This window comes from Enorma massiliensis phI, from assembly GCF_000311845.1.
GTDB lineage: Bacteria > Actinomycetota > Coriobacteriia > Coriobacteriales > Coriobacteriaceae > Enorma > Enorma massiliensis.
On sequence record NZ_HE978574.1, the window covers coordinates 455,532 to 475,383 of the forward strand.

Below are 19,852 nucleotides of genomic sequence, written 5' to 3' on the forward strand. Positions count from 1 at the left end.
CACGCCGGACATGCCCGACGATATTCGCCAGCATGTCTGCGTAACAGCCGCGCAGGCCGCTCCTTCGGCGGGCACCACGCGCGCCGAGCGGCTGGCGCTCAAGGAGCTCGCCATAAGCGGCAAGCCCTTCGGGCCAGGCAGCCATACCGAGCACGAGGGCAAGACCATGACCGGCGCCCAGGCCATCATCGCGAGCCTCGAGGCCGAGGGCGTGGACACGCTCTTCGGGTACCCCGGCGGCCAGGCCATCAAGATCTACGACGCGCTCTACGACTCCACGAAGATTCGGCACATCCTTGCCCGCCACGAGCAAGGTGCGGTGCATGAGGCCGATGGCTACGCCCGCGCCACCGGCAAGGTAGGCGTCGTGCTCGTGACATCCGGCCCCGGCGCCACCAACACGGTGACGGGCATCGCCACGGCGTACATGGACTCCGTGCCGCTCGTGGTCATCACGGGCCAAGTCACGCGCGGGGTCATCGGCACCGACGCCTTCCAGGAAGCCGACATCGTGGGCATCACCATGCCCGTGGTGAAGCACAGCTTCCTCTTGCAGAGCACCGACGACCTTACGAAGACGTTCCGCGAGGCGTTCTACATCGCCTCGACCGGCCGCCCCGGCCCGGTGCTCATCGACATCCCGAGCGACCTCGCCGGCGCGCAGATGGTGTTCCGCTATCCGGACCATATCGACATCCCCAGCTACCGACCCAACTATCGCGGCAATGCCAAACAGGTCAAGCAGGCGGTCGAGTATATCCGCGCGGCAACGCGACCGCTGCTCATGGTGGGTGGCGGCGTGGTGTCGAGCCATGCATGCGACGAGGTGGTTGAGCTCGCGGAGAAGATGCAGATTCCCGTGGTCACGACCTTGTTGGGCAAGGCGGCCATGCCCTGCTCCAACCCGCTCAACTTAGGGCCCGTGGGCATGCATGGCTCCAAGTATGCAAACATGGCAGTGACCGAGTGCAACCTCCTCATTGCGGTGGGCGCGCGCTTCTCGGATCGCGTGACGGGCAAGCTCAGCGAGTTCGCGCCGCATGCGAAGGTCATTCACATCGACATCGACCCGGCCGAGATCGGCAAGGTGCGCGACCCGCAGGTGCCCATCGTGGGCGATGCCCAGGGCGTCGTCGCGGCCATCAACGCGCGACTCGACAAGGTTGAGGCCCAGCCAAGAAGCGCAGAATGGGTCGAGACCGTGTTCGAGTGGCGCGAGCGCTGGCCGTTCTATACCGAGGATTTCGTCGACTATCCCGACCGCATCGCGCCGGAGCAAGTGCTCGAGGCGCTTTCCAACAAGCTCGATCCCCATGAAAGCGTGGTCACGACCGAGGTTGGCCAGCATCAGATGTGGGCGCACCAGCACGTGCACCGCGAGGAGAGCCGCACGTTCATCAGCTCGGGTGGCCTGGGTACGATGGGCTTCGGATTCCCGGCGGCTATCGGCGCCAAGATCGGGCGGCCGGACGCGCAGGTGGTGTGCGTCGCGGGCGACGGTTCCATCCAGATGAACATCCAGGAGATGGCCACGGCGCTCGGTAACGGTGTAGCGGTGAAGGTGCTCGTCATCGACAACAATGCACTCGGCATGGTGCACCAGTGGCAGCGGCTGTTCTACCACGAGCGCTATTCGTGCACGGAGTTCACGGCGAACCCCGACTTCGTGAAGCTGGCCGAGGCGTACGGCTGGCAGGCGGAGCGCATCGCGCACCCCGACCAAATCGATGACGCCCTGGACCGGATGCTCGCCGCCGACGGTCCCTATCTGCTGGATGTCATCATTCCCACGGCGCAGACCGTGTATCCCATGGTGGCGCCCGGCGCGGCCATCGACGATATCATCGGCGCGATTGATGTGACGCTCGGCGGCGTGCGCGTGACCGAGAAGGGCATGAGCCCGGCGGGCGAGCATGCGGGCACCGTGGCAGAGCCGCTGCCGCTCGATGAGTCCGATGCGTCGGCGCGCGTTGCCGCCGGTCCGCAACCCGGCTCCGAGGGCAGCGGGCTTGCGCGCGGTGTTGCCGCGCAGAAGGGAGGCGAGTGAGATGAAATACATCCTTTCGGTGCTCGTCGAGAACAAGCCCGGCGTGCTCAGTCGCGTGACGGGGCTCATCAGCCGACGCGGGTTCAACATCGACTCGCTGACCGTGGCCCCAACCGAAGACACCACCATGAGCCGTATGACCATCATCGTCGACGCCGATGCGGTGGCATACGAGCAGCTCACCAAGCAGCTCCATAAGCTCGTGAGCGTCTATAAGATCAGCGACATGACGCATGAGGACGCCATCGAACGCGAACTCGTGCTGTTCAAGGTGCTCGCGCCCGCCGACAAGCGCCACGAGATCATCGAGATTGCGAACATCTTCCGCGCGAAGGTGGTCGACGTGGGCAAGAACTCGTTGACCGTCGAGGCGACGGGCACGGCGAGCAAGCTCGATGCCATGGAGGACCTCTTCCGCGGCTACGGGCTGCGCCAAATCACGCGCACGGGCAAGATCGCCATGTCGCGCTCGTAGCGATCCATTTTGGGACGGGTCCATTTTGACTCATTCCGCGGCGGTGTCCCAACACGGAGATGTAAGCAAGGTACTGTCAGCCACGATTCAAAGGAGACAAGAAATGGCTGTAACGATTTACTATGAGGCGGACTGCAAGCCCGAGGTGATCCAAAACATGAAGATCGCCATCATCGGCTACGGAAGCCAGGGCCACGCCCATGCGCTCAACCTGCTCGATTCGGGCTGCGACGTGCGCGTGGGCCTGCGCGAGGGCTCGAGCAGCTGGACCAAGGCCGAGGAGGCGGGCCTCAAGGTGTGCGACATGGACACCGCAGCTGAGGAAGCCGACCTCATCATGATCCTCACGCCCGATGAGACCCAGCCCAAGGTCTACGAGGAGCACATCAAGGCGCACCTCAAGCCCGGCAACACGCTCGCCTTCGCCCATGGTTTCAACATCCACTACGGCTACATCGTGCCGCCTGAGGACGTGAACGTCATCATGTGCGCGCCTAAGGGCCCGGGTCACATCGTTCGTCGCCAGTACACCGAGGGTTCCGGCGTGCCCGACCTCGCCTGCGTGCAGCAGGACGCTACCGGCAATGCGTGGGACATCGCGCTCGCGTACTGCTGGGGCGTGGGCGGTGCCCGCTCTGGCATCATCAAGGCCACGTTCAAGGAGGAGACCGAGGAAGACCTGTTCGGCGAGCAGGCCGTGCTGTGCGGCGGTCTTGTTGAGCTCGTGAAGGCGGGCTTTGAGACCCTGACCGAGGCCGGCTACCCGCCCGAGCTTGCGTACTTCGAGTGCTACCACGAGATGAAGATGATCGTCGACCTTATGTACGAGAGCGGCATCCACTTCATGAACTACTCCATCTCGAACACGGCCGAGTACGGCGAGTACTATGCCGGCCCCAAGGTCATCAACGACGAGAGCCGCGCTGCCATGAAGCAGCTGCTTGCACGCATTCAGGACGGCAGCTTCGCGCAGGAGTTCGTCGACGACTGCAACAACGGCCACAAGTGGCTGCTCGAGCAACGCGAGAAGATCAACGAGCACGAGATCGAGAAGACCGGCGAGAAGATTCGCTCGATGTTCAGCTGGATCAAGAAGGACTAGCTATATGTGAAATAACCCCAGGGGTTATTTCACATTGCGGCCCCGCTGCCCATGCCGGTGGCGGGGTCGCCGGTGTTTGAGCGCCAAAACTTTCGGATATCAACGGTTATTATTGGATGTGTCGAGTACGCACCCGAAAACCATGCTTGTTTCCGCTGGTAAACGCGATCTGGAAATCGTCTATACTCGGCGGCTCGGAAAACAACCGTTGATATCCGGAAGTTTTTGTCTGATGGGTGCACGGCAGGCGTCTCGCGGAGCGCGTTTGCGCCATTGCTCGCGGCGGGATGTTTCGGAAATGTTGCCGTGCCTCCAAGGCCAACGCCAGAGCCTCACTTTGCTACAATCGCGAACCGTTTGTTGGGTATGGCGAGCGCCCGAATAGCAGGGAGAGGGGGCGGACGATGGAAAAGTGCGAAGAAGCGGTTGCCGCTGAGATCACATCCGCTGCTGCCGCAACCGAGTCGTCTGCAGTACGCGGTGCGGCAGCGTGCGCAGCTTCCCCGCAGAGCGGCTCCATGACGGCGCGGCAGTGGCTTGCGCTTGCGGGTCTCACCTGCTCGGCCTTCGTATTCAACACCTCGGAGTTCATGCCCATCGGTCTTTTGAGCAGCATCGCCGGCGGTTTCGGCCTTACCGAGGCGCAGGCTGGCATGATGACCTCGATCTATGCATGGGCGGTCATGGCGCTCTCGTTGCCTCTTATGGTGTTCGCTTCGCGCTTCGAGTTCAAGCGGCTGCTGCTCACGGTAATCGCGCTGTTTACGGCGGGCCAGTTCGCCTGCGCTGTGGCTCCCACGTTCGAGCTGCTCGTTACAGCGCGCCTGCTCGTTGCCTGCGCGCACGCGATCTTCTGGTCGATTGCCTCGGTCATGGCGACGCGGGCAGTCGCGCCGGAGTATGGGTCGCTTGCGCTCAGCATGGTCGCGACGGGAACGTCGGTCGCCATGGTGTTCGGCCTGCCCCTTGGTCGTGCGATCGGCTTGGCAGTGGGCTGGCGCATGACGTTTGCCTGCGTGGGCGTGGTGGGTGCAGCTCTCGCAGTCTACATGGCGCTCATCTTTCCGCGCATTCCCGCTGGCGAGCGTTTCGGACTGCGTCAGCTGCCTGGTCTCTTCCGCAACCGTGCGCTCCTGACGGTCTATGTGAGCACGTTGCTCGTGGCGACCGGCTATTACACGGCGTACAGCTACATCGACCCGTATCTTGCGCAGGTCGCACGCCTCGACGCCGGTACCGCCACCATGGCGCTCACGGTTTTCGGCGCTGCCGGGCTCGCAGGGAGCCTTCTGTTCTCGCGTGCCTACGACGCGCACCGGCTTCCGTTCTTGGGTACGGCGCTCGCGGGGCTTTCGGCAGCGCTGCTCCTGTTGAATGTTGCGGCACCGTTTGTAGCAGGCATATTCGGTATGCTCGCGCTGTGGGGAGCGTGCAACACGGCGTTCGGTATCGCGTTCCAGGCCGAGATCATTCGCTACACGCGACCGGACGAGGCTTCCGTGGCGGTCGCGCTATACTCGGGGATCTTCAATTTGGGGATTGGTTCTGGGTCGTTTTTTGGCGGCATGGTGAGTACGGCGTTTTCGCTGTCGAGCATTGGGCTTGCAGGCGGTGTGCTTGCAGCTGTGGGTTCCGTCGTCTGCCTGGTGGGACTGGCGCGCGCGGGACGTACTGCGGAATAGCCAGGACAGGACTGCCGTCTCGCTCGCACGGGACGGTAATGTTAAAAACCCCTGGGGTGATTTTACATGGGGTCGTTTTGCACGTCGCGCTAGGCCGGTAGCTTGCACACGTCGACCCAGGTACAGGGTGCGCAGAGCTCTTCGAGTTCGTTCGGCGTGAGCTCGATGGCGCTGTTCGCGCTGCCGCAGGCGGGGAAGACGGTTTCGAAGCGGCGGAGCGTCGCGTCGAGGTAGATGTCGCAGCCGTCGTTCACGGCGAAGGGGCATACGCCGCCGACGGCGTGGCCGATGAGCTGCTCGGCTTCCTCTGCCTTGAGCATCTTCGCCTTGGTGTGAAACTGCGCTTTGTACTTCTGATTGTCAATGCGCGCATCTCCCGCGGCAACGATGAGCGCCACGCGGTCGCTCACGTGAAACGAGAGCGTTTTCGCGATGCGCTCCGGTTCCACGCCCGCCGCCTGGGCGGCAAGTTCGACGGTGGCACTCGAAACTTCGAATTCCAAGATGCGATCTGCCATGTCATGTTCGGCTAAATACGCCCTGACCTTTTCGATTGCCATGGGTAACCCCGTTTTCCAGAATGAGTTCGCTATCTTCTTAGCATATCGCTTGCAAGGGCTTCCGTGCACCTTTTCGCTATGGTCTTGCGCAGCCCTTTTGAGAGCGCTTCACGCGCTAAAGCCCGAAGCGCCTCGCGCTCCCTTTCGCGACGGCAGCGCACATCTGGACACTCCCTGTTTCTCTTCTTACCAAACCGTAAGCCACACGTAAGCAAAATCGATGGTGCGTCCGGCGTCTACCTGTAAAAATGGCTGGCAACGTAGGCAATAGGGCATAGCGCTGCGGTGCAAGTGCGATTTTGAACACGGAGTAGCCATGGGCATGATCGAGCGATTCATAAACGGATACAGCGAGAACTTCATGCTCGCGGTGGGCTTATGGCCGCTCGCGGCTACGGCGCTCACCTTGCCTATTTTGGCGTATCTCTACCATCGCGATGGGCGCCTCAAATTCGTTTCGGTGGTATCGACCTATCTCGCAGTGCTCTACCTGCTTGGCCTCGGTTGTTTTACCCTCTACCCGCTGCCGTCGGGAGATTCCGGCCTGGGCATCACGTACGGTGTGCCATGGCAACTAAACCCCTTGGCGTGTATAGGCGATTTCGCGCGCGAGGGCGTATCGACGATTCCGCAGATTGCGTTTAACGTGGTGTTTTTCGTGCCCCTCGGGTTCATCGCTGGGCGCCTTCTGCGCTGGGGGTTTGGGGCTTCGGTGGCGGCGGGGCTCGTGGCTTCGCTTTGCATCGAGCTTGCGCAGGGCACGGGGTTGTTCGGAATTTATCCGTACGCGTACCGCACCGCCGATGTCAACGACCTCATGTACAACACGCTTGGCGCGGCGATTGGCTGGTGGTGCGCAGCGCAGCTTGGGCGCGTGCTGCCACCGGGCGCGCTGGCAAATGCCAGCGATATCACCCATGGACCGGGGTTCGTGCGCCGCTGTGTGGCGTTCTGGCTCGATAGCCTCCTTATGGGGCTGATCGTCATCGTGGCGACCACGATGCTCACGATGCTATTCGAGAACGTGCCGGGCGGGGATCGCTTGGCGCGAGCGCCCTGGATTCTCGTCGTGTCGGTTGCGACGTTCCTGCTGGTTGAAGGCGTGCTTCCATGGTTGCATGGTGGGTCCACGCCGGGAGGCAGCTTCGTGCGCATGACGTGCGAAACCAGAGAGCGCGAGGGGCTCGGGCGCGGGGTGTTCTACGCGGCGCGTCTTGCGGTGCTGGGCATGAGCTATTGTTTCTTCCCGTTCGCATGGCCGCTGCTGGCGCTTTACTATTTCGTCCGCCGCCGCATGCCGTACGACGAGCTCTGACCTGACCTAGGAAGGATCAATGGGGGGCTGCCCTTCATAAGAGCTGGGAGGCGCAGGCCTTTCTGGCGCGCCGCACGGCCCGCGTTTGTCGGTAGGGACGGATTTCTGGCGGGCCTTCGAATGTTCGAGGCTCGAGTCGGAAGGTTTTTCGTGACCCGCCGAGTAGAGCGCCCCGCCGGGAAGACGCGACCTGCGATTTTGTTGGCGTAAAAACGGGGTCTACTCGGGGTATCCAGAAAAACCTTCCGATTCGAGCCTCGAACTTGTTCGTTTTGAGCGGGACGTCACCCGAAGGTGCGGTACGCATGCGTGCCAACAGGGGTTTTGTTGACCCCCGGGGTGGCCAGCCGTACCGGCTTCCAAAAGGTCCCTATTCGCGGCACGAACACCCCGTGTGGGCATCAAGACATCGGTGGGGCGCGGGGATGCGCGACAAGCGTCGCGAGCGGGCGGTTTCTGGAGTGGTAAAGCTAGAGGTTGCCCTGGATGCGGTTTTTGATGAGGGCGAAGCACTCGCGGGCGAGGTTCACGGGAAGATTTTCGGGCGTGGAGGCGGCGGGAACGCCCCAGACTCGTTGAAACCCCTGTTTGCGAGCGATGAGCAGGGAGCGATAAAGATGGAAGTCGTTTGTCACGATACCTACGCTCCGCTTTCGGAGTCCAGGCATGAGTTGAGCGGATAGCGAGAGGTTTTCGGCTGTGGTGGTCGAGGCGCTCTCCTGAATGATGCGCTCGCTGTCGACGCCGCGGTCCGCGAGCCAGCATGCCATCGCAGCCGCTTCGCTAACGGGTTCGTCGGAGCCCTGGCCGCCGGATACGATGGCGATGGCGGTTGGGTGCTCGGCAAGATAGGAGCGCGCCGCTTCGAGCCGATAGCGCAGCGCGCGCGTGGGCAGCCCGTCGGGCCGGACCATGGCGCCGAGTACGATGAGGTACTCAAGATCTTCGGGCGGGGTGCTGCGGCCCGCGCGCATGATGATTATGCTTGCAGCGCAATAGGCGAGCACAACGGCCAGGAGCGCAGCCAGCAGAAAGAGCGTTGTCACGGTCACCTCCGTTTCTCGGGATGACTCCATGGTACCCATGCGCGGTTGCTTGCCAACCGAGGCCGGGGGCAGGTGTGGTGGGGGCGGGCGGTGCACGCGGTGTGCGCGGTGTGCGCGGTGTGCGCGGTGCGTGCGGTGTGTCTGCGGGCGCTCCTTCGCCCACAAGCAGCGTCTCGGACACCTTGCTACAATCGGATGAGCTAGCAAAGGGGGCGGCATGAAGACAGACCGGGACTTGGAGCGCCAGCTCGCATCAATCGATCGGCGCGGATATCCGGCATACAAAGGCCTGCGCGGAACATACGATTTCGGTGATTTCGAGCTGGATATCGCCCACGTACAGGGGGATCCGTTCGCCGCGCCCTCTCAACTTGCTGTATATGTTCCAGGCGATGTTTCCGGGCTTCCGGCATGTTGCCGCGATGCCGCGCATAGGCGCACGGCGACGGAGGACCTACTCGTGCGGCGGTTCTCAAAGGAGGCGGCTCAGGCGAGCTTCAAGGTGGGGGGCTCGGGCAAGAGCGGGTTTATCGGAACAAGCAATCCGGGTCCCGAGATACTTGCGCGGTCGGCCTGCGAGATCGCGCCGGATGGCGCGGTGATGCTGCGCTTCGAGGCGGGTCTCCCGGCGCATGGTCGCACCATCGATGCACGCGCTGCAGCGCGTATGCTGCTGGACCTCATCCCGGTTTGTGTGGAGCGCGCGCTCATGTTAGACGACGCTGGGCGGCGTGCGGCTCAGAAGGCAGCGGAATTGGCCGACGACCAGCGGGCAGTCCGCTCTGCGATGCGGGAGCGGGACCTCGTGGCCTTTGTTGCGGACGGCTCGGTCCTGCCACGGTCGAGCGGTGTCTCGGCGAAGCCGCTTGCGGGCGCTCGGCCCTTCACCTCTCCCGAAAGTATGCGCGTGACGCTCGAGCTGCCCCACCGCGGCCGTGTGCGCGGCATGGGCATTCGCCGGGGCATCACCCTCATCGTGGGCGGTGGCTACCATGGCAAGTCGACTCTGCTCAAAGCGCTGCAAGAGGGCGTATACGACCATATTGCGGGCGATGGGCGCGAACTTGTGGCAACCGATGAGACGGCGATGAAGCTGCGCGCGGAAGACAGTCGCGTCGTGCATGCGGTCGATATCTCCCCGTTCATAAACAACCTTCCAGATGGTCGCGATACGCGCTCGTTCAGCACGGAAGACGCAAGTGGAAGCACCTCGCAGGCGGCGTCGACCGTGGAGGCCCTCGAGGCCGGCGCTCGGACGCTGCTGATCGATGAAGACACATCGGCAACGAATTTCATGGTGCGCGACGCGCTCATGGAGGCGGTGGTCGCGGGGGAGCACGAGCCCATCACGCCGTTCGTCGAGCGCGTGCGCGCCCTTTGGGAGCGGCACGGCGTGAGCTGCGTGCTCGTGATGGGAAGCTCGGGAGCGTTTTTCCCGGTGGCAGATAGCGTTATTCAGATGGACGCCTACGAGGCAAACGATATTACGGAGCGCGTACGGGCTGTGCTTGCCGATGCGCGGTTGGCGGGCACGCACCCGGAGGCACCCGGCCTGGGCGTTTCGGCGGGTGAGGCGAGCGAGGCGGGCGAGACCTCCGCTTCATCGTCATCGGATCAAGATGCCCCGGCATCGCGTCCGCTCGAGCTGGGTGGAAGGCTCGAGCGCCGCTCGACGGGGCGGCCCGGGCGTCGTGGTCGAGCAAGGGGAGGCGACGGTGCTGGAACCGCTCGGCACGAGCATCTCAAGGTCCGCGGGCGCGGTCGTGACGGGTTTACTGTTGGCTCGTACGACGCAGATCTGCGCTTGGTCGAGCAGCTCGTGGATGCCGAGCAGTCCGCGGCTCTTGCCCAGATGGTGCGCGTGGTGCTCGAGCATGGGCTGCTCGATGGCATGCGCGCGCTACGGGATGTGGTAGACGAGGCCTTCCGTGTTCTTGACGAGCAGGGTTGGGAGGCGCTTTCGCCTTACGGAGATGCTGCCTGCGGTCTGGCGCGCCCTCGCCCGTGCGAGCTCTTCGCCGCCCTTAACCGCCTGCGCTGAATGGGCAATGGCCGTTTTGACAATTCAATACCGGGTGTTGGCGTTTCATAACGGGATTTTGGAGAGCCGATTGGCCGCTCGACACCAGGTAATGCGTTGTCATTTGACCGTGCCATGCCCGGCGCCGAGCTGCCATTCTGCCCGGCGCCGAGCCGCCATCTTAATTCCGGTGCCGGCGCCATTGCCCTAGAACTTATCCAAACAGCAGGTCAACGAGTGCGGAGCCGCCGTAGCCCACGAAGGCGCCGATCGCTGCCGCGAGAAGCGTCATGCCGATCGTGCGGATGACCTTCATCCAGGTAGGGATCAAACGCAAACGGCGCCCGCGAGGCGTATCGCGGTCGATGGGCTCGCCTTTCCAGAAGGAGACGATCTCGTGATAGGTTACGAGGTCATGCTCCTTTTTGATGCGCTCCGCCCAAACGGCTGCGAACATCGCGATGCCCCATAGCATGAGTGCGAGCACGAAGGTAGGCAACGTCTGGGCAAACGGCCAATCCCAAACTACGAGCTGAACCGTTTGCCAAACCAAAGCAAGCAGCATCAGGGCCAGGAAGCCGAGCATGGTGTAGCCAAGCCGCTTCATGGTGGTTGCATCTGAATCGAGCGTACTGGTCATGGTCTCCACGTCTCCTTTGATGAGGTCGTCGATGGACGTGTCGAAGATCTCGGAGAGCAGAAGCAGGCTTTGCACATCGGGATACGTCTTATCGTTTTCCCACGAGCTGATGGTCTGGCGACTCACGTATACGCGCATGGCGAGGTCGTCTTGCGACATGCCCGCCTGAGTACGATGGTCGCGTATGCGCGCTCCGATCTGCATGCTTGCCCTCCCTCGATCTTCGGCACGGCCCTGTCGAGAAGGAGCGTGCCATGGCGCGAGCTAGCGTACCATCAAAAGGGCCCGACATGGCCCCAATCACAGCGCATTGGTGTCGTCAAAAGGTCTTGACATGCCATCTGACCCGCGAAAACCATATACGTTGCACTCGGCCTACTCCGCGCGATAGACGTGCTCAACCTCGGCAATATACATGGTGTGATAGTCATGCTCGGGGTAATGGGCGCTGTCGCAGCTTTGGTCGAGGAAGCATTCCGGCTTGATGTCGTCGGCGTAGAGCGTCCGGCACGAGAGAACCAGGCACGCCTCTTCGAATGCGGTTGTGTCATCGAGGAAGAGCGGCGTGAACCCCACCTCGGCAACTTTGTCGCCATCGCGGCCGCTTTTCGTTCCAAGCACCCCGAGCGCGCGCTTGTGCTCCGGGGCATAAAACGAGAGCGTGAATCGGCCCGCGGCATCGATGAAGCGCTTGGTGTAGCGCTGCGGGCGAACGTAGATCGTTACGACGTTTTTGCCCCAGATCACGCCCATGCCGCCCCAGCTCACCGTCATGGTGTTGAAGCCCGTTGCGTCGCCGGCGGTTACGAGCCCCCATTCCGTGCCGATAAGCTCGAACGGATTGATGCTGAGATCGCTGATGGGTATCTCCTGAAGTGCCATGCGTGCTCCTTTTGCGAGATGCGGTTGCGGCTAACGGGCGGTGGCCTCGCTGGCGTCGTGCGGGGGCTTGCCCGCCCATAATTCAAATCATAGTGGATTTGCAGGGCATGGCGCTGCGCATAGATTCCCGGGCATTGCTGGGAGTGGCACCGCACGCGGACTTGCGGGGCATGGCAGGGCTTCGCTTTGCGCTCGAATCCGTGGGGCATGGCAAGGCCCTGGCACCGCACGCTGATTTGCGGGACGTAGCGCTCCGTACCCTCCTTTCACGTGCGTTGACCTTGTGGGACAATGGGCGGGGCCGCGCAGCGGGCCTTCGCAAGGCGGCCAACTTCGATGGCAGTTTCGGGCGTGCGGTGAGGTCGATATGGCGCGGCGTGTAGGATTTGCGCGGGCAAGCGAGCATATCAATGCGCATGTGGGCAGCAAGGAGCTGCTCGCGCTCTTTGCCGAGGGCGATGCGCTCGTGACGATGACGGCCTTCGATGGTCTTGAGCTTGCCGCGGTGTCGGCAGGGGGCGCAACATTCGATCAGGTGGTCTTCAAATCCTGCGTGTTCGAGGACGTCAACTTCTCTCGTTGCACGTTTACCGATGTAAAGTTCATGGGGTGCCGGTTCATCTCGTGCTCGATGGAGCGCTGCTGGCTCAACCGGTGTGACTTCATCTCGTGCTCCGCTCCGGGCCTGAGCTTTCAGAAAGGCCGCTTTACCAGCGTCTTGCTGGCAGAGAGCCAGATGCGCTACGCAGAGTTCTCGGAGGCTTCCATTCGCGATCTGCGCGCACGGAAGACGAATCTGGCCGAGAGCCTGTGGCACGACGTCTCGCTCAAGCGCAGCGCGTTCGAGTCGTGCGACCTAACGCGCGCGGATGTGTTCCGCACGTCGCTTTTGGGAATAGACCTTTCAACATGCGATATTTCCGGCATCATCGTATCGAATACGTTCCGCGAGCTGCGCGGTTGCATCGTTGGTCCCGAGCAGGCCGTGCAGCTCGCTGGTCTTCTGGGCATCCAGGTGAAAGAGGATTAGGGCGCTGCGGCAGAGCCTAGTTATCGCGCGCGAGCCGGCGGAAGAGCGCGGCGAACATGAGCGCCCCGGCTGCGATCCACGCCATGGTCACGATGAGGGGAGCCACGGCGGCTTCGGTGAAGAGCGCGCCCTCGATCGCGAGTCCCATGAGCTCGTAGATGCCCCCCCCAGCGGCGAGATGGACGCAATGCGCGCGGCGCCTTCACCCAGCATGCCGAATATCGGCACGAGCGCCACAAGTAGCACGGGCACGCTGTAGAACCCAGCGGTCATCTGGTCGCGGCAAGCGAGTCCGAGCACCAACGAGACGAACACCACGGGCAGCGCCCCCACGATCCCAAGCGCCAGGTACGGCGCGAGCCAGCTCAGCTGACCCTCGGCCACGAAGAAGCAGGCGGCGTTGACGACGGTTACGGCGAGCAGGGCTACAGAGCTCTTTGAGATTACGACCTCGCTGGCTCGAACGTTTGCAAGCATGAGCGTTCGGAGCGTGTGCTTCTCTTTTTCTTCGGCGATGCCGTAGAGCACGATCATCGTCGCGACCATTCCGATGGTCATGCAGAGGGACGACCCAAGCATGAACGTGGCGATTTCTTCACTCGCGGCCGCAAGCTCGCCCATGGTGACCCCTGCGCTCGTCGCGGCGTCGCCGATGACGAAGCGGTAGAGGACCATGAATCCGATAGGCATGAGGCAGACGACGAACATCGTGGGGTTCTTGATGAGGTCGGCGAAGTCTTTACCGGCGAGCGCACGGACCTTCCGTATGGTGGCGTTCATCTTACAGGCTCCTTCCGGTCAGCTCGAGGAAGACCTCCTCGAGGTTTGGTTCGTCGGAGTGGATGGCAAGTACCTCGTTTGCGGCCAAAAGGTCGTGAACGGTGTCGGCCGCAGCTGCATCGCGCGTGAGCTCCAACACGCCGCGGGTGCGCGTCGTGATGACGATGCGGTTGCGGGCGAACTTCATACTAAGCGATTGCGGCGCGTCGAGGGCGATGATGCGACCGCGGTCGAGGATTGCCAGGCGGTCGCAGAGCGCCTCGGCCTCTGCCATGTCGTGCGTGGTGATGAAGATCGTTGCCCCGGCGCGCTTGAGTTCGGAGAGCATCCGATGAACCTCGGCCCGCGCGGCAGGGTCCAGGCCCGAGGTCGGCTCGTCTAAAAAGAGCAGTTCGGGGGCGTGGACGAGCGCGCAGAGGAGGGCGGCTCGCTGGCGCATGCCCTTTGAGCAGTTTTTGATGAGGGTGCGGCGGTCGTCGCTGAGCTTCATGCGCTCGAGCAGCCGGTCGATATCGTGCTGCCCTCGACCGCGGATGCTGGCATACAGACGCAGGTTCTCTTCGATGGAAAGGCGCTCGTAGAGGGCGCTCGTGTCGGAGAGGATGCCGATGCGGTCGTAGTCGGCATTGCTTGCGTGCTCAATGGGGCGCCCAAAAAGCTGGATGCGTCCGGTATCTTGGGTGAGCTGGCGGGTAAGGAGCTTGATCGTGGTGGTTTTGCCTGCGCCGGATGGACCAAGGAAGCCGAAGCATTCACCCCGGCGCACGTTGAAGGTGAGGCCGTCGAGCACGCGCTTGGGCCCGAAGGAGAGGCAGACCCCCTCCATGGCGAGGATGGGTGCGGTGGGGATGGGTGCGCCGTGGCTGTGCGCGACGTATCCTTGCGGCGCCGGTTGGCGTTGCGGCGCGCCGTGGCCCTGCTGCTCAGAGTAGTTCTGCTGCTCGGCGGGGAGCGAGGGTCTAGCGCTGGTCATCACGGGCCTCCTTTGCGTCGACGTGAAGGTTGCGGTGCGATCTCTTGGACGACGTGTTCTTCTTTCGGCCGGTCTCAAACACGCCGGCGGCAAAACAGCAGGCGATGATGATGGCGCCCATGAGTGCGGGATCCATGGCTAGCGCACCTCCTTCGCGCTGTCGGCGCGGGCGATGCGGCAGGCGGCCGGCGCGGCGAGGCCCTGTGCCGCCTCAAGTGCCTTCACGCGGCGGTCGAGCTTGGCGGCTTGGTAGCCGAGTCCCATCGCGAGCAGCATGGTGGCAATAGCGAGAACGAAGAGGAGCGTGGCGAGCTGTTCGAGCGTGAAGGGCGCGTTGGGGCCGAGCGCTTCGGTCATGAAATCGACGATTTGCTGCTCGGTCATGGCGATGGTGGGTAAGGCGTTCATGATGGTCCTTTCGTCGGCCCGCGGTGTGGCGGGCGGTTGGCGTGTGAGACCATCCTCGCCGGGCGGCGACGCACGCTCAAGGCATTCCGCCTATTGGGAGCAGCGCAAACGACGAAAGGAGCATGGGAGGCCACGAGAGGAACATGCGCCGCAAGCGGAATGAAAGGCGCACGCCGTTGAAGCGCGGGCCATGCCCCATGTCAAAAGGTAAAAAAGGACTGTCCCTAACGTGACGCTCGCTGGCGACGTTGGGGGTCTTAGCCCTCGCCGCTCTATTGCGCGTGAGGGCTATCGCCAGCCGTAACGGTCGCGCATGGCCTCGGCACGACCCTTGGCGAGCGGGATCTGCGTTTCGCGTGCGTCGGCGAGGGTCAAGTTGAAACTGTTCCGGGTAAAGCGCTCGACCTTCGCCACCTTCTGCACGTTCACGATGTAGGACCGGTGGCAGCGGAAGAACCCGAATCGCTCGAGCTCCGCTTCGAGTTCGTCGAGCGTCATGCTCACGGGATAGAGTTCTCCGCGTACGCTCGCGAAGTTCTGGCGGTTCACGCTCTCCACGAAATCGACCTCGCGCGGGTCGAAGAGGAGCGTCGCGCCGTCCATGCGGGCCGGCACCTTGAACACATGCACCTCGTCCCCGGCATAGAACGCCTCGTCGGGCTCTTCGGGATCGGACCCGATGGCAGTCTTGGCAGGTAGAAGGCGCCCGCCCTCTTCGTAATACGCGGTGCCGGGCATGAGGAGCGCCTCGCGGAGCGGTTCGCCCGCGGTGATGAGGATGCCGCCCGCGTCGGCTACGGCGCCCATCCATGCGGTGACGACGCCGCGCGTAGCGGGGGTGATGTTCGCGAGGGGGCGCTCGCAGAACACGACCTCCGGCTCGAAGAGGCTCATGCGAGCGAAGTTGATGAGCGCGCGCTGCTCGGGGGAGAGCTTCCTTATCTGGGTCTTCGCAATATGTGCAAGGCCGAAGTGCGCGATGGCGTCGCTTGCCGTGACGCTGCCGCCCGCGATGCGCGAGAAGAAGGTGAGGTAGGAACGGACGGTTTCGCGATCGAAGCCCTGGTCGGTGGCGAGGTAGAACGCGCAGCGCCGCCGCTGGTAGCGTTCGTGCACGAAGCGAGCTGCGCGGTCTACGGTCTCGCGTCCGCATTCGATATGAACGCTCGCTCCCATCTCGCCGGCAAGCAGCTCTTCCACCGAGGCATATGCGGCTCGTTGCCCGTTGTCGCGTTGCGCGGTGCTGCTCGCCATGTCCATCCTTCCTGTCGAATGCCGAGCATACAGTATATCGGGTATCATGGGCGCATGGACCAACGTGGACGCTCTCATATCGCCGCGCTCATGCGGCGCGATTTGATGGACGCCGTGCGCAACCGCACGGTGCTTGTGATGGTTGCTGCCTCAGCTGCACTCGGGTGGGTGTTTCGCACCATCACGGTGCAAGGCGTTCGCTTTGAACCCGGTGAGGCGCCGGCGTTCCTCATGACCTTCGTGATTGGGTGCGCGCCTGCATTCGTCGGATGCGTGATGACGCTGTACGTGATGGCCGAGGAGCGCGAACGCGGCATGTACCTCACGCTTGCCGAGGCGGGTGTGTCGCTCGCTGAGGTTGCGGCCGCCAAGCTGCTTGCGGCCTTGGTAGCGACGCTTGTGGTCGAGGGATTATTGTGTGTGCTGTTGGGGCTTCCTATGGAGCTCGCTGTACAGGCTCTTTTGCTGTCTGTCCCTGCTATGCTGCCCGTTTTGCTTGCGGGCCTTGCTTTCGGGTTGCTCGCGACCGAGCAGATGGCGTCGAGCGTGTTCGCGGTGCCCATCACGCTCATGGCGACGATGCCGCTCATCGCATTTCTTTCCGCGGGGCTACGGCAGGTGTGGTGGTTCATGCCGGGTGGCCAGGCGGCGGAGCTCGCCCGGGCGCTCTGCGGCATGGAATCGGCTGCATCGCCTGCACTGCTTGCAGGTCTTATGGTCGCATGGGTTGCAGCGTGCGGGACGTTCTCGTTTCTGGCCCATCGCAGCGCCGCCGCCCGCCTCAAGGCGGAGCTTGATCGCGCGCGTTAAATTCATAGTCCACCGGTTACGGCCTTTTCGTAAAAAACGCAGCGTCGGCTGGGCGCCATGGGCGCAGATGCACGGGGTCGACCGTCGTGTGGGCGTGTTCCGGTACGTCGTACCACTTGACGGTATGGCCGGCGCCATGGCTGCAGAACACGGAGTCAGGCGTATTGGGGAGGTCTGCCTCCGGATCGTATGCGGCGGCTTCGATGACCGCTTCTGCGTCATGGCAGCTCGCATAGCCTTCGAGCTCAAGTGAGATGCGACCGCGTCCTCCAGTATACCGAGCGACTTCGAGCCCATATTCGCCGGTTTCGGAAGCCGGGACGACTCCCTCGATCGTCGCCATCTCGCCTGCCGCTGCGGGTGCTTCGAATACCGCTGCCATGCGCGTGAGATCGGTGAGCACGCGACCAACCTTATCGGCGGGAACGACAAGCCGAAACCGATACCATGGCTCCAGCAGCACACACGCTCCCCGCTCGCGAGCCGTCATGAGCGCTTGGCGAACCGCGCGGTACGTGGCCTGTCGAAAGTCTCCGCCCTCGGTATGTTTGGCGTGCGCCCGGCCAGCGATGAGCGTGATGCGCACATCGGTGAGGGGCGCCCCGGTGAGCACGCCCGCATGGTCGCGCTCCATGGCGTTGCTCAGGGCGAGACGCTGCCAGTTGCGATCGAGGTCATCTTCAGAGCAGCGCGTGCCAAACTGCATCCCCGTTCCGCGCGGCAGCGGTTCCAGCTGTACGCGCACCTCGGCATAGTGGCGCAGCGGCTCGAAGTGCCCCACCCCTTCAACCGGCTCGACAATCGTCTCCTTGTAGAGGATGCCGCCGGGGCCGAATTCCACCTCGATGCCATATCGATCACGCAGGAGCTCGCGAACCACGTCCTGCTGAACCTCGCCCATAAGCTGAACATGGGCCTCTTGGAGCTGTTCATGCCAGGTAACTCCGAGGAGCGGGTCCTCGCTTGCAAGCTCGCGAAGTGCGCGCACGAGGGCGGAGGCGTCGGTTCCCGGCGCGGGGATGACTTGGTAGGAGAGGACGGGGGCGAGCAGAGGGCGCGGTGCGGCGGCCTCGGCACCGAGCGCGCTGCCGGGCATAGTGTGCGTGAGACCTGTGACCGCGCAGATGCTGCCGGCGGGCAACTCGGCCACCGTTTCGTGGCGCTTCCCCTGGTAGAGGCGAATCTCGTTGATCTTTTCGGCCCATGGCGCGCCATGATCGGCGCCCTCGACCATCATCTTGGCGCGGAGCGTGCCGCCCGTGACCTTTAGCCATGAGAGGCGTTCGCCGCGATCCGAGCGGCTGATGCGAAATACGCGCGCCGCGAAGGCGGTGGGCCAGGAGTGTTCGGGGGCGAGGGCTGCCAATGCGTCGAGCAGCTCACGCACGCCATCGTTGCGGAGGGCGGCTCCGAAGAAGACGGGGAAGACGGAACGCTCTGCGACGAGCTTTGCATAGGAGGCGGGGGCGATCGAGCCCGTCTCGAGGTATTCATCGAGCGCCGCCTCGTCTGCGGAAGCGGCGTCTTCAAGAGCCGTGGGATCCCCCGACGCGAAGGCGGCGCCGTCGAGGCAGGCAGGGGAAAGGCGTGCGCGAAGATCGGCCATAAGCGCGCTGCGCCCGGGGTGTTCAAGATCGCATTTGTTCACGAAGATGAGCGTGGGGACTTGGTGGCGCCGGAGCAGGTCCCAGAGCGTCTCGGTGTGGCCCTGGATGCCGTCGTTGGCGCCCACGACGAGGAGCGCACAGTCGAGAGCGGCGATGGTGCGCTCTGCTTCTGCGGAAAAATCCACGTGCCCGGGCGCGTCGAGAAGCATGATATGGGCGCCGTCCCAGTCAAGCGAGGCCTGTGAGGCGAATATGGTGATGCCCCGCTCGCGCTCCATGGGGTCGGTGTCGAGGTGCGAGTCGCCGCGGTCTACGCGCCCGGCGGTGCGGATGGCGCCCGCGGCGAGGAGCATGGCCTCGGCGAGCGTTGTCTTGCCTGCGTCGACATGCGCCAGAAGACCTACGACCGCCTGCTTCACCCGTGCTCCTTCCTTCGTTGCCAGCGCACATGATTGTAGCAAGTGCGGTGGCCAAGCATCGCGTGCGCGGGCCGTGCCGTGGAGTAGCCGTTCCTTATGGGCTTGCATGGCGATTCGCTTGGCAGGCCATCGCTGGGGGATGTGGTGGCTCGTCGTTCGGCGAGGGCTTTCGTCTTCGCCCCGTAGAGCTCCTTCATCTAGAGGGTCCGCGCAACAGCCTGTTGCTCGACAGGAACAGGCGGGCAAGGAGAGAATGGAGATGCCGCGCCCCGCTTTCGGGGAGGGCGATTCCACGAGTGTTATCAGCGAGAAAGGTGCCGGTATGGCTATCAAAGACGTGCTACCCCGTCTGCGCCGCGAGCGCGGGCTCACACAGGAAGATCTAGCGAAGAAGCTCTTCATTACCCGTCAAGCGGTCAGTCGGTGGGAGACGGGCGAGACGGCGCCAGGGATCGACATGACGAAGCTCATCGCCGTTACGCTCGATGTACCCGTAACTGAGCTCCTTGAGATGCCGGAGCACTATTGCCAGAGCTGCGGAATGATGTTTACGGCGCCCGACCAGCATGGCCACGAGGCGGATGGTACCGAGGTCGAGGATTTCTGCCGATGGTGCTACGACGACGGCGCCTATACCTACGAAACCACCATGGAGGACATGATTGAGGATTGCGCCCCGCGCATGGCGGAGGCGATGGGTTGGACGGTGGACGAGAGCGCCTCGCTTCTGGGCGCTGTACTTCCCACGCTCAAGCGCTGGAAGGAGAGTTGCTAGTTTGCGGAGGGCGCGAATAGAACCTTG

General features: G+C 63.3%; 19 protein-coding genes. 9 read left to right on the forward strand and 10 right to left on the reverse strand.

The window, feature by feature from the left end:
• From ilvB to HGEM_RS01810, 4 genes are all read left to right on the forward strand, one after another.
• On the forward strand, nucleotides 1–2,047 hold a 2,047-nt coding region (gene ilvB, locus HGEM_RS01795), incomplete at its 5' end, for a biosynthetic-type acetolactate synthase large subunit (RefSeq protein ID WP_338081879.1).
• Between the two features lies 1 nt (nucleotide 2,048).
• A complete protein-coding gene (gene ilvN, locus HGEM_RS01800) occupies nucleotides 2,049–2,522 on the forward strand; it encodes an acetolactate synthase small subunit (RefSeq protein WP_019127688.1) in 474 nt (157 codons plus the stop codon).
• A 103-nt stretch (nucleotides 2,523–2,625) separates the two neighbouring features.
• Nucleotides 2,626–3,624: a ketol-acid reductoisomerase gene (gene ilvC / locus HGEM_RS01805; RefSeq protein ID WP_019127689.1), complete on the forward strand. Its 999-nt coding sequence runs from the start codon at nucleotides 2,626–2,628 to the stop codon at nucleotides 3,622–3,624.
• A gap of 404 nt (nucleotides 3,625–4,028) precedes the next feature.
• Entirely contained in the window at nucleotides 4,029–5,306 is a 1,278-nt protein-coding gene (locus tag HGEM_RS01810; protein WP_019127690.1) for an MFS transporter, read from the forward strand.
• 89 nt (nucleotides 5,307–5,395) lie between these two features.
• Here HGEM_RS01810 and HGEM_RS01815 read toward each other — a convergent pair whose 3' ends face one another.
• The gene (locus HGEM_RS01815; RefSeq protein ID WP_035100552.1) at nucleotides 5,396–5,866 is read right to left on the reverse strand and encodes a YbaK/EbsC family protein; all 471 of its coding nucleotides are present in this window, start codon (nucleotides 5,864–5,866) and stop codon (nucleotides 5,396–5,398) included.
• Nucleotides 5,867–6,182: 316 nt separating this feature from the next.
• On the opposite strand from HGEM_RS01815, the gene HGEM_RS01820 reads away from it, so the two are divergent.
• Nucleotides 6,183–7,181, forward strand: a complete 999-nt coding sequence (locus HGEM_RS01820; RefSeq protein WP_019127692.1) for a VanZ family protein — start codon at nucleotides 6,183–6,185, stop codon at nucleotides 7,179–7,181.
• A gap of 470 nt (nucleotides 7,182–7,651) precedes the next feature.
• On the opposite strand, the gene HGEM_RS01825 is transcribed toward HGEM_RS01820, so the two are convergent.
• Complete coding sequence (locus HGEM_RS01825) at nucleotides 7,652–8,227, reverse strand: YdcF family protein (RefSeq protein ID WP_195891229.1); 576 nt, start codon at nucleotides 8,225–8,227, stop codon at nucleotides 7,652–7,654.
• Between the two features lie 217 nt (nucleotides 8,228–8,444).
• Here HGEM_RS01825 and HGEM_RS01830 point away from each other — a divergent pair, with 217 nt between their 5' ends.
• Nucleotides 8,445–10,268: an ABC-ATPase domain-containing protein gene (locus tag HGEM_RS01830; RefSeq protein WP_019127694.1), complete on the forward strand. Its 1,824-nt coding sequence runs from the start codon at nucleotides 8,445–8,447 to the stop codon at nucleotides 10,266–10,268.
• A gap of 193 nt (nucleotides 10,269–10,461) precedes the next feature.
• Here the strand turns inward: HGEM_RS01830 and HGEM_RS01835 are convergent, their stop codons facing one another.
• A complete protein-coding gene (locus HGEM_RS01835) occupies nucleotides 10,462–11,091 on the reverse strand; it encodes a helix-turn-helix domain-containing protein (protein WP_019127695.1) in 630 nt (209 codons plus the stop codon).
• Nucleotides 11,092–11,262: 171 nt separating this feature from the next.
• Nucleotides 11,263–11,769 (reverse strand): flavin reductase family protein, encoded by a 507-nt coding sequence (locus HGEM_RS01840; protein WP_019127696.1) that lies wholly within the window; start codon nucleotides 11,767–11,769, stop codon nucleotides 11,263–11,265.
• A 367-nt stretch (nucleotides 11,770–12,136) separates the two neighbouring features.
• Here HGEM_RS01840 and HGEM_RS01850 point away from each other — a divergent pair, with 367 nt between their 5' ends.
• Nucleotides 12,137–12,799 (forward strand): pentapeptide repeat-containing protein, encoded by a 663-nt coding sequence (locus HGEM_RS01850; RefSeq protein WP_019127698.1) that lies wholly within the window; start codon nucleotides 12,137–12,139, stop codon nucleotides 12,797–12,799.
• An 87-nt stretch (nucleotides 12,800–12,886) separates the two neighbouring features.
• On the opposite strand, the gene HGEM_RS01855 is transcribed toward HGEM_RS01850, so the two are convergent.
• From HGEM_RS01855 to HGEM_RS01870, 5 genes are all read right to left on the reverse strand, one after another.
• Entirely contained in the window at nucleotides 12,887–13,579 is a 693-nt protein-coding gene (locus HGEM_RS01855; protein WP_019127700.1) for an ABC transporter permease, read from the reverse strand.
• A 1-nt stretch (nucleotide 13,580) separates the two neighbouring features.
• Nucleotides 13,581–14,552 (reverse strand): ABC transporter ATP-binding protein, encoded by a 972-nt coding sequence (locus HGEM_RS01860; RefSeq protein ID WP_019127701.1) that lies wholly within the window; start codon nucleotides 14,550–14,552, stop codon nucleotides 13,581–13,583.
• The gene (locus HGEM_RS10185; protein ID WP_019127702.1) at nucleotides 14,539–14,688 is read right to left on the reverse strand and encodes a hypothetical protein; all 150 of its coding nucleotides are present in this window, start codon (nucleotides 14,686–14,688) and stop codon (nucleotides 14,539–14,541) included. Before HGEM_RS10185 ends, HGEM_RS01860 begins: the two co-directional genes overlap by 14 nt.
• Before the next feature lie 2 nt (nucleotides 14,689–14,690).
• Nucleotides 14,691–14,960, reverse strand: a complete 270-nt coding sequence (locus tag HGEM_RS01865) for a hypothetical protein (protein ID WP_019127703.1) — start codon at nucleotides 14,958–14,960, stop codon at nucleotides 14,691–14,693.
• 288 nt (nucleotides 14,961–15,248) lie between these two features.
• Nucleotides 15,249–16,214 (reverse strand): LytTR family transcriptional regulator DNA-binding domain-containing protein, encoded by a 966-nt coding sequence (locus HGEM_RS01870; RefSeq protein WP_019127704.1) that lies wholly within the window; start codon nucleotides 16,212–16,214, stop codon nucleotides 15,249–15,251.
• Nucleotides 16,215–16,268: 54 nt separating this feature from the next.
• Between HGEM_RS01870 and HGEM_RS01875 the strand changes: the two genes are divergently transcribed.
• Nucleotides 16,269–17,024: an ABC transporter permease gene (locus HGEM_RS01875; RefSeq protein WP_019127705.1), complete on the forward strand. Its 756-nt coding sequence runs from the start codon at nucleotides 16,269–16,271 to the stop codon at nucleotides 17,022–17,024.
• 16 nt (nucleotides 17,025–17,040) lie between these two features.
• Here HGEM_RS01875 and HGEM_RS01880 read toward each other — a convergent pair whose 3' ends face one another.
• Nucleotides 17,041–19,050, reverse strand: coding sequence for an elongation factor G (locus HGEM_RS01880; protein WP_019127706.1), 2,010 nt, complete (start codon nucleotides 19,048–19,050; stop codon nucleotides 17,041–17,043).
• Nucleotides 19,051–19,372: 322 nt separating this feature from the next.
• On the opposite strand from HGEM_RS01880, the gene HGEM_RS01885 reads away from it, so the two are divergent.
• Complete coding sequence (locus HGEM_RS01885) at nucleotides 19,373–19,825, forward strand: zinc ribbon domain-containing protein (protein ID WP_035100998.1); 453 nt, start codon at nucleotides 19,373–19,375, stop codon at nucleotides 19,823–19,825.
• The last annotated feature ends 27 nt before the right edge of the window (nucleotides 19,826–19,852 follow it).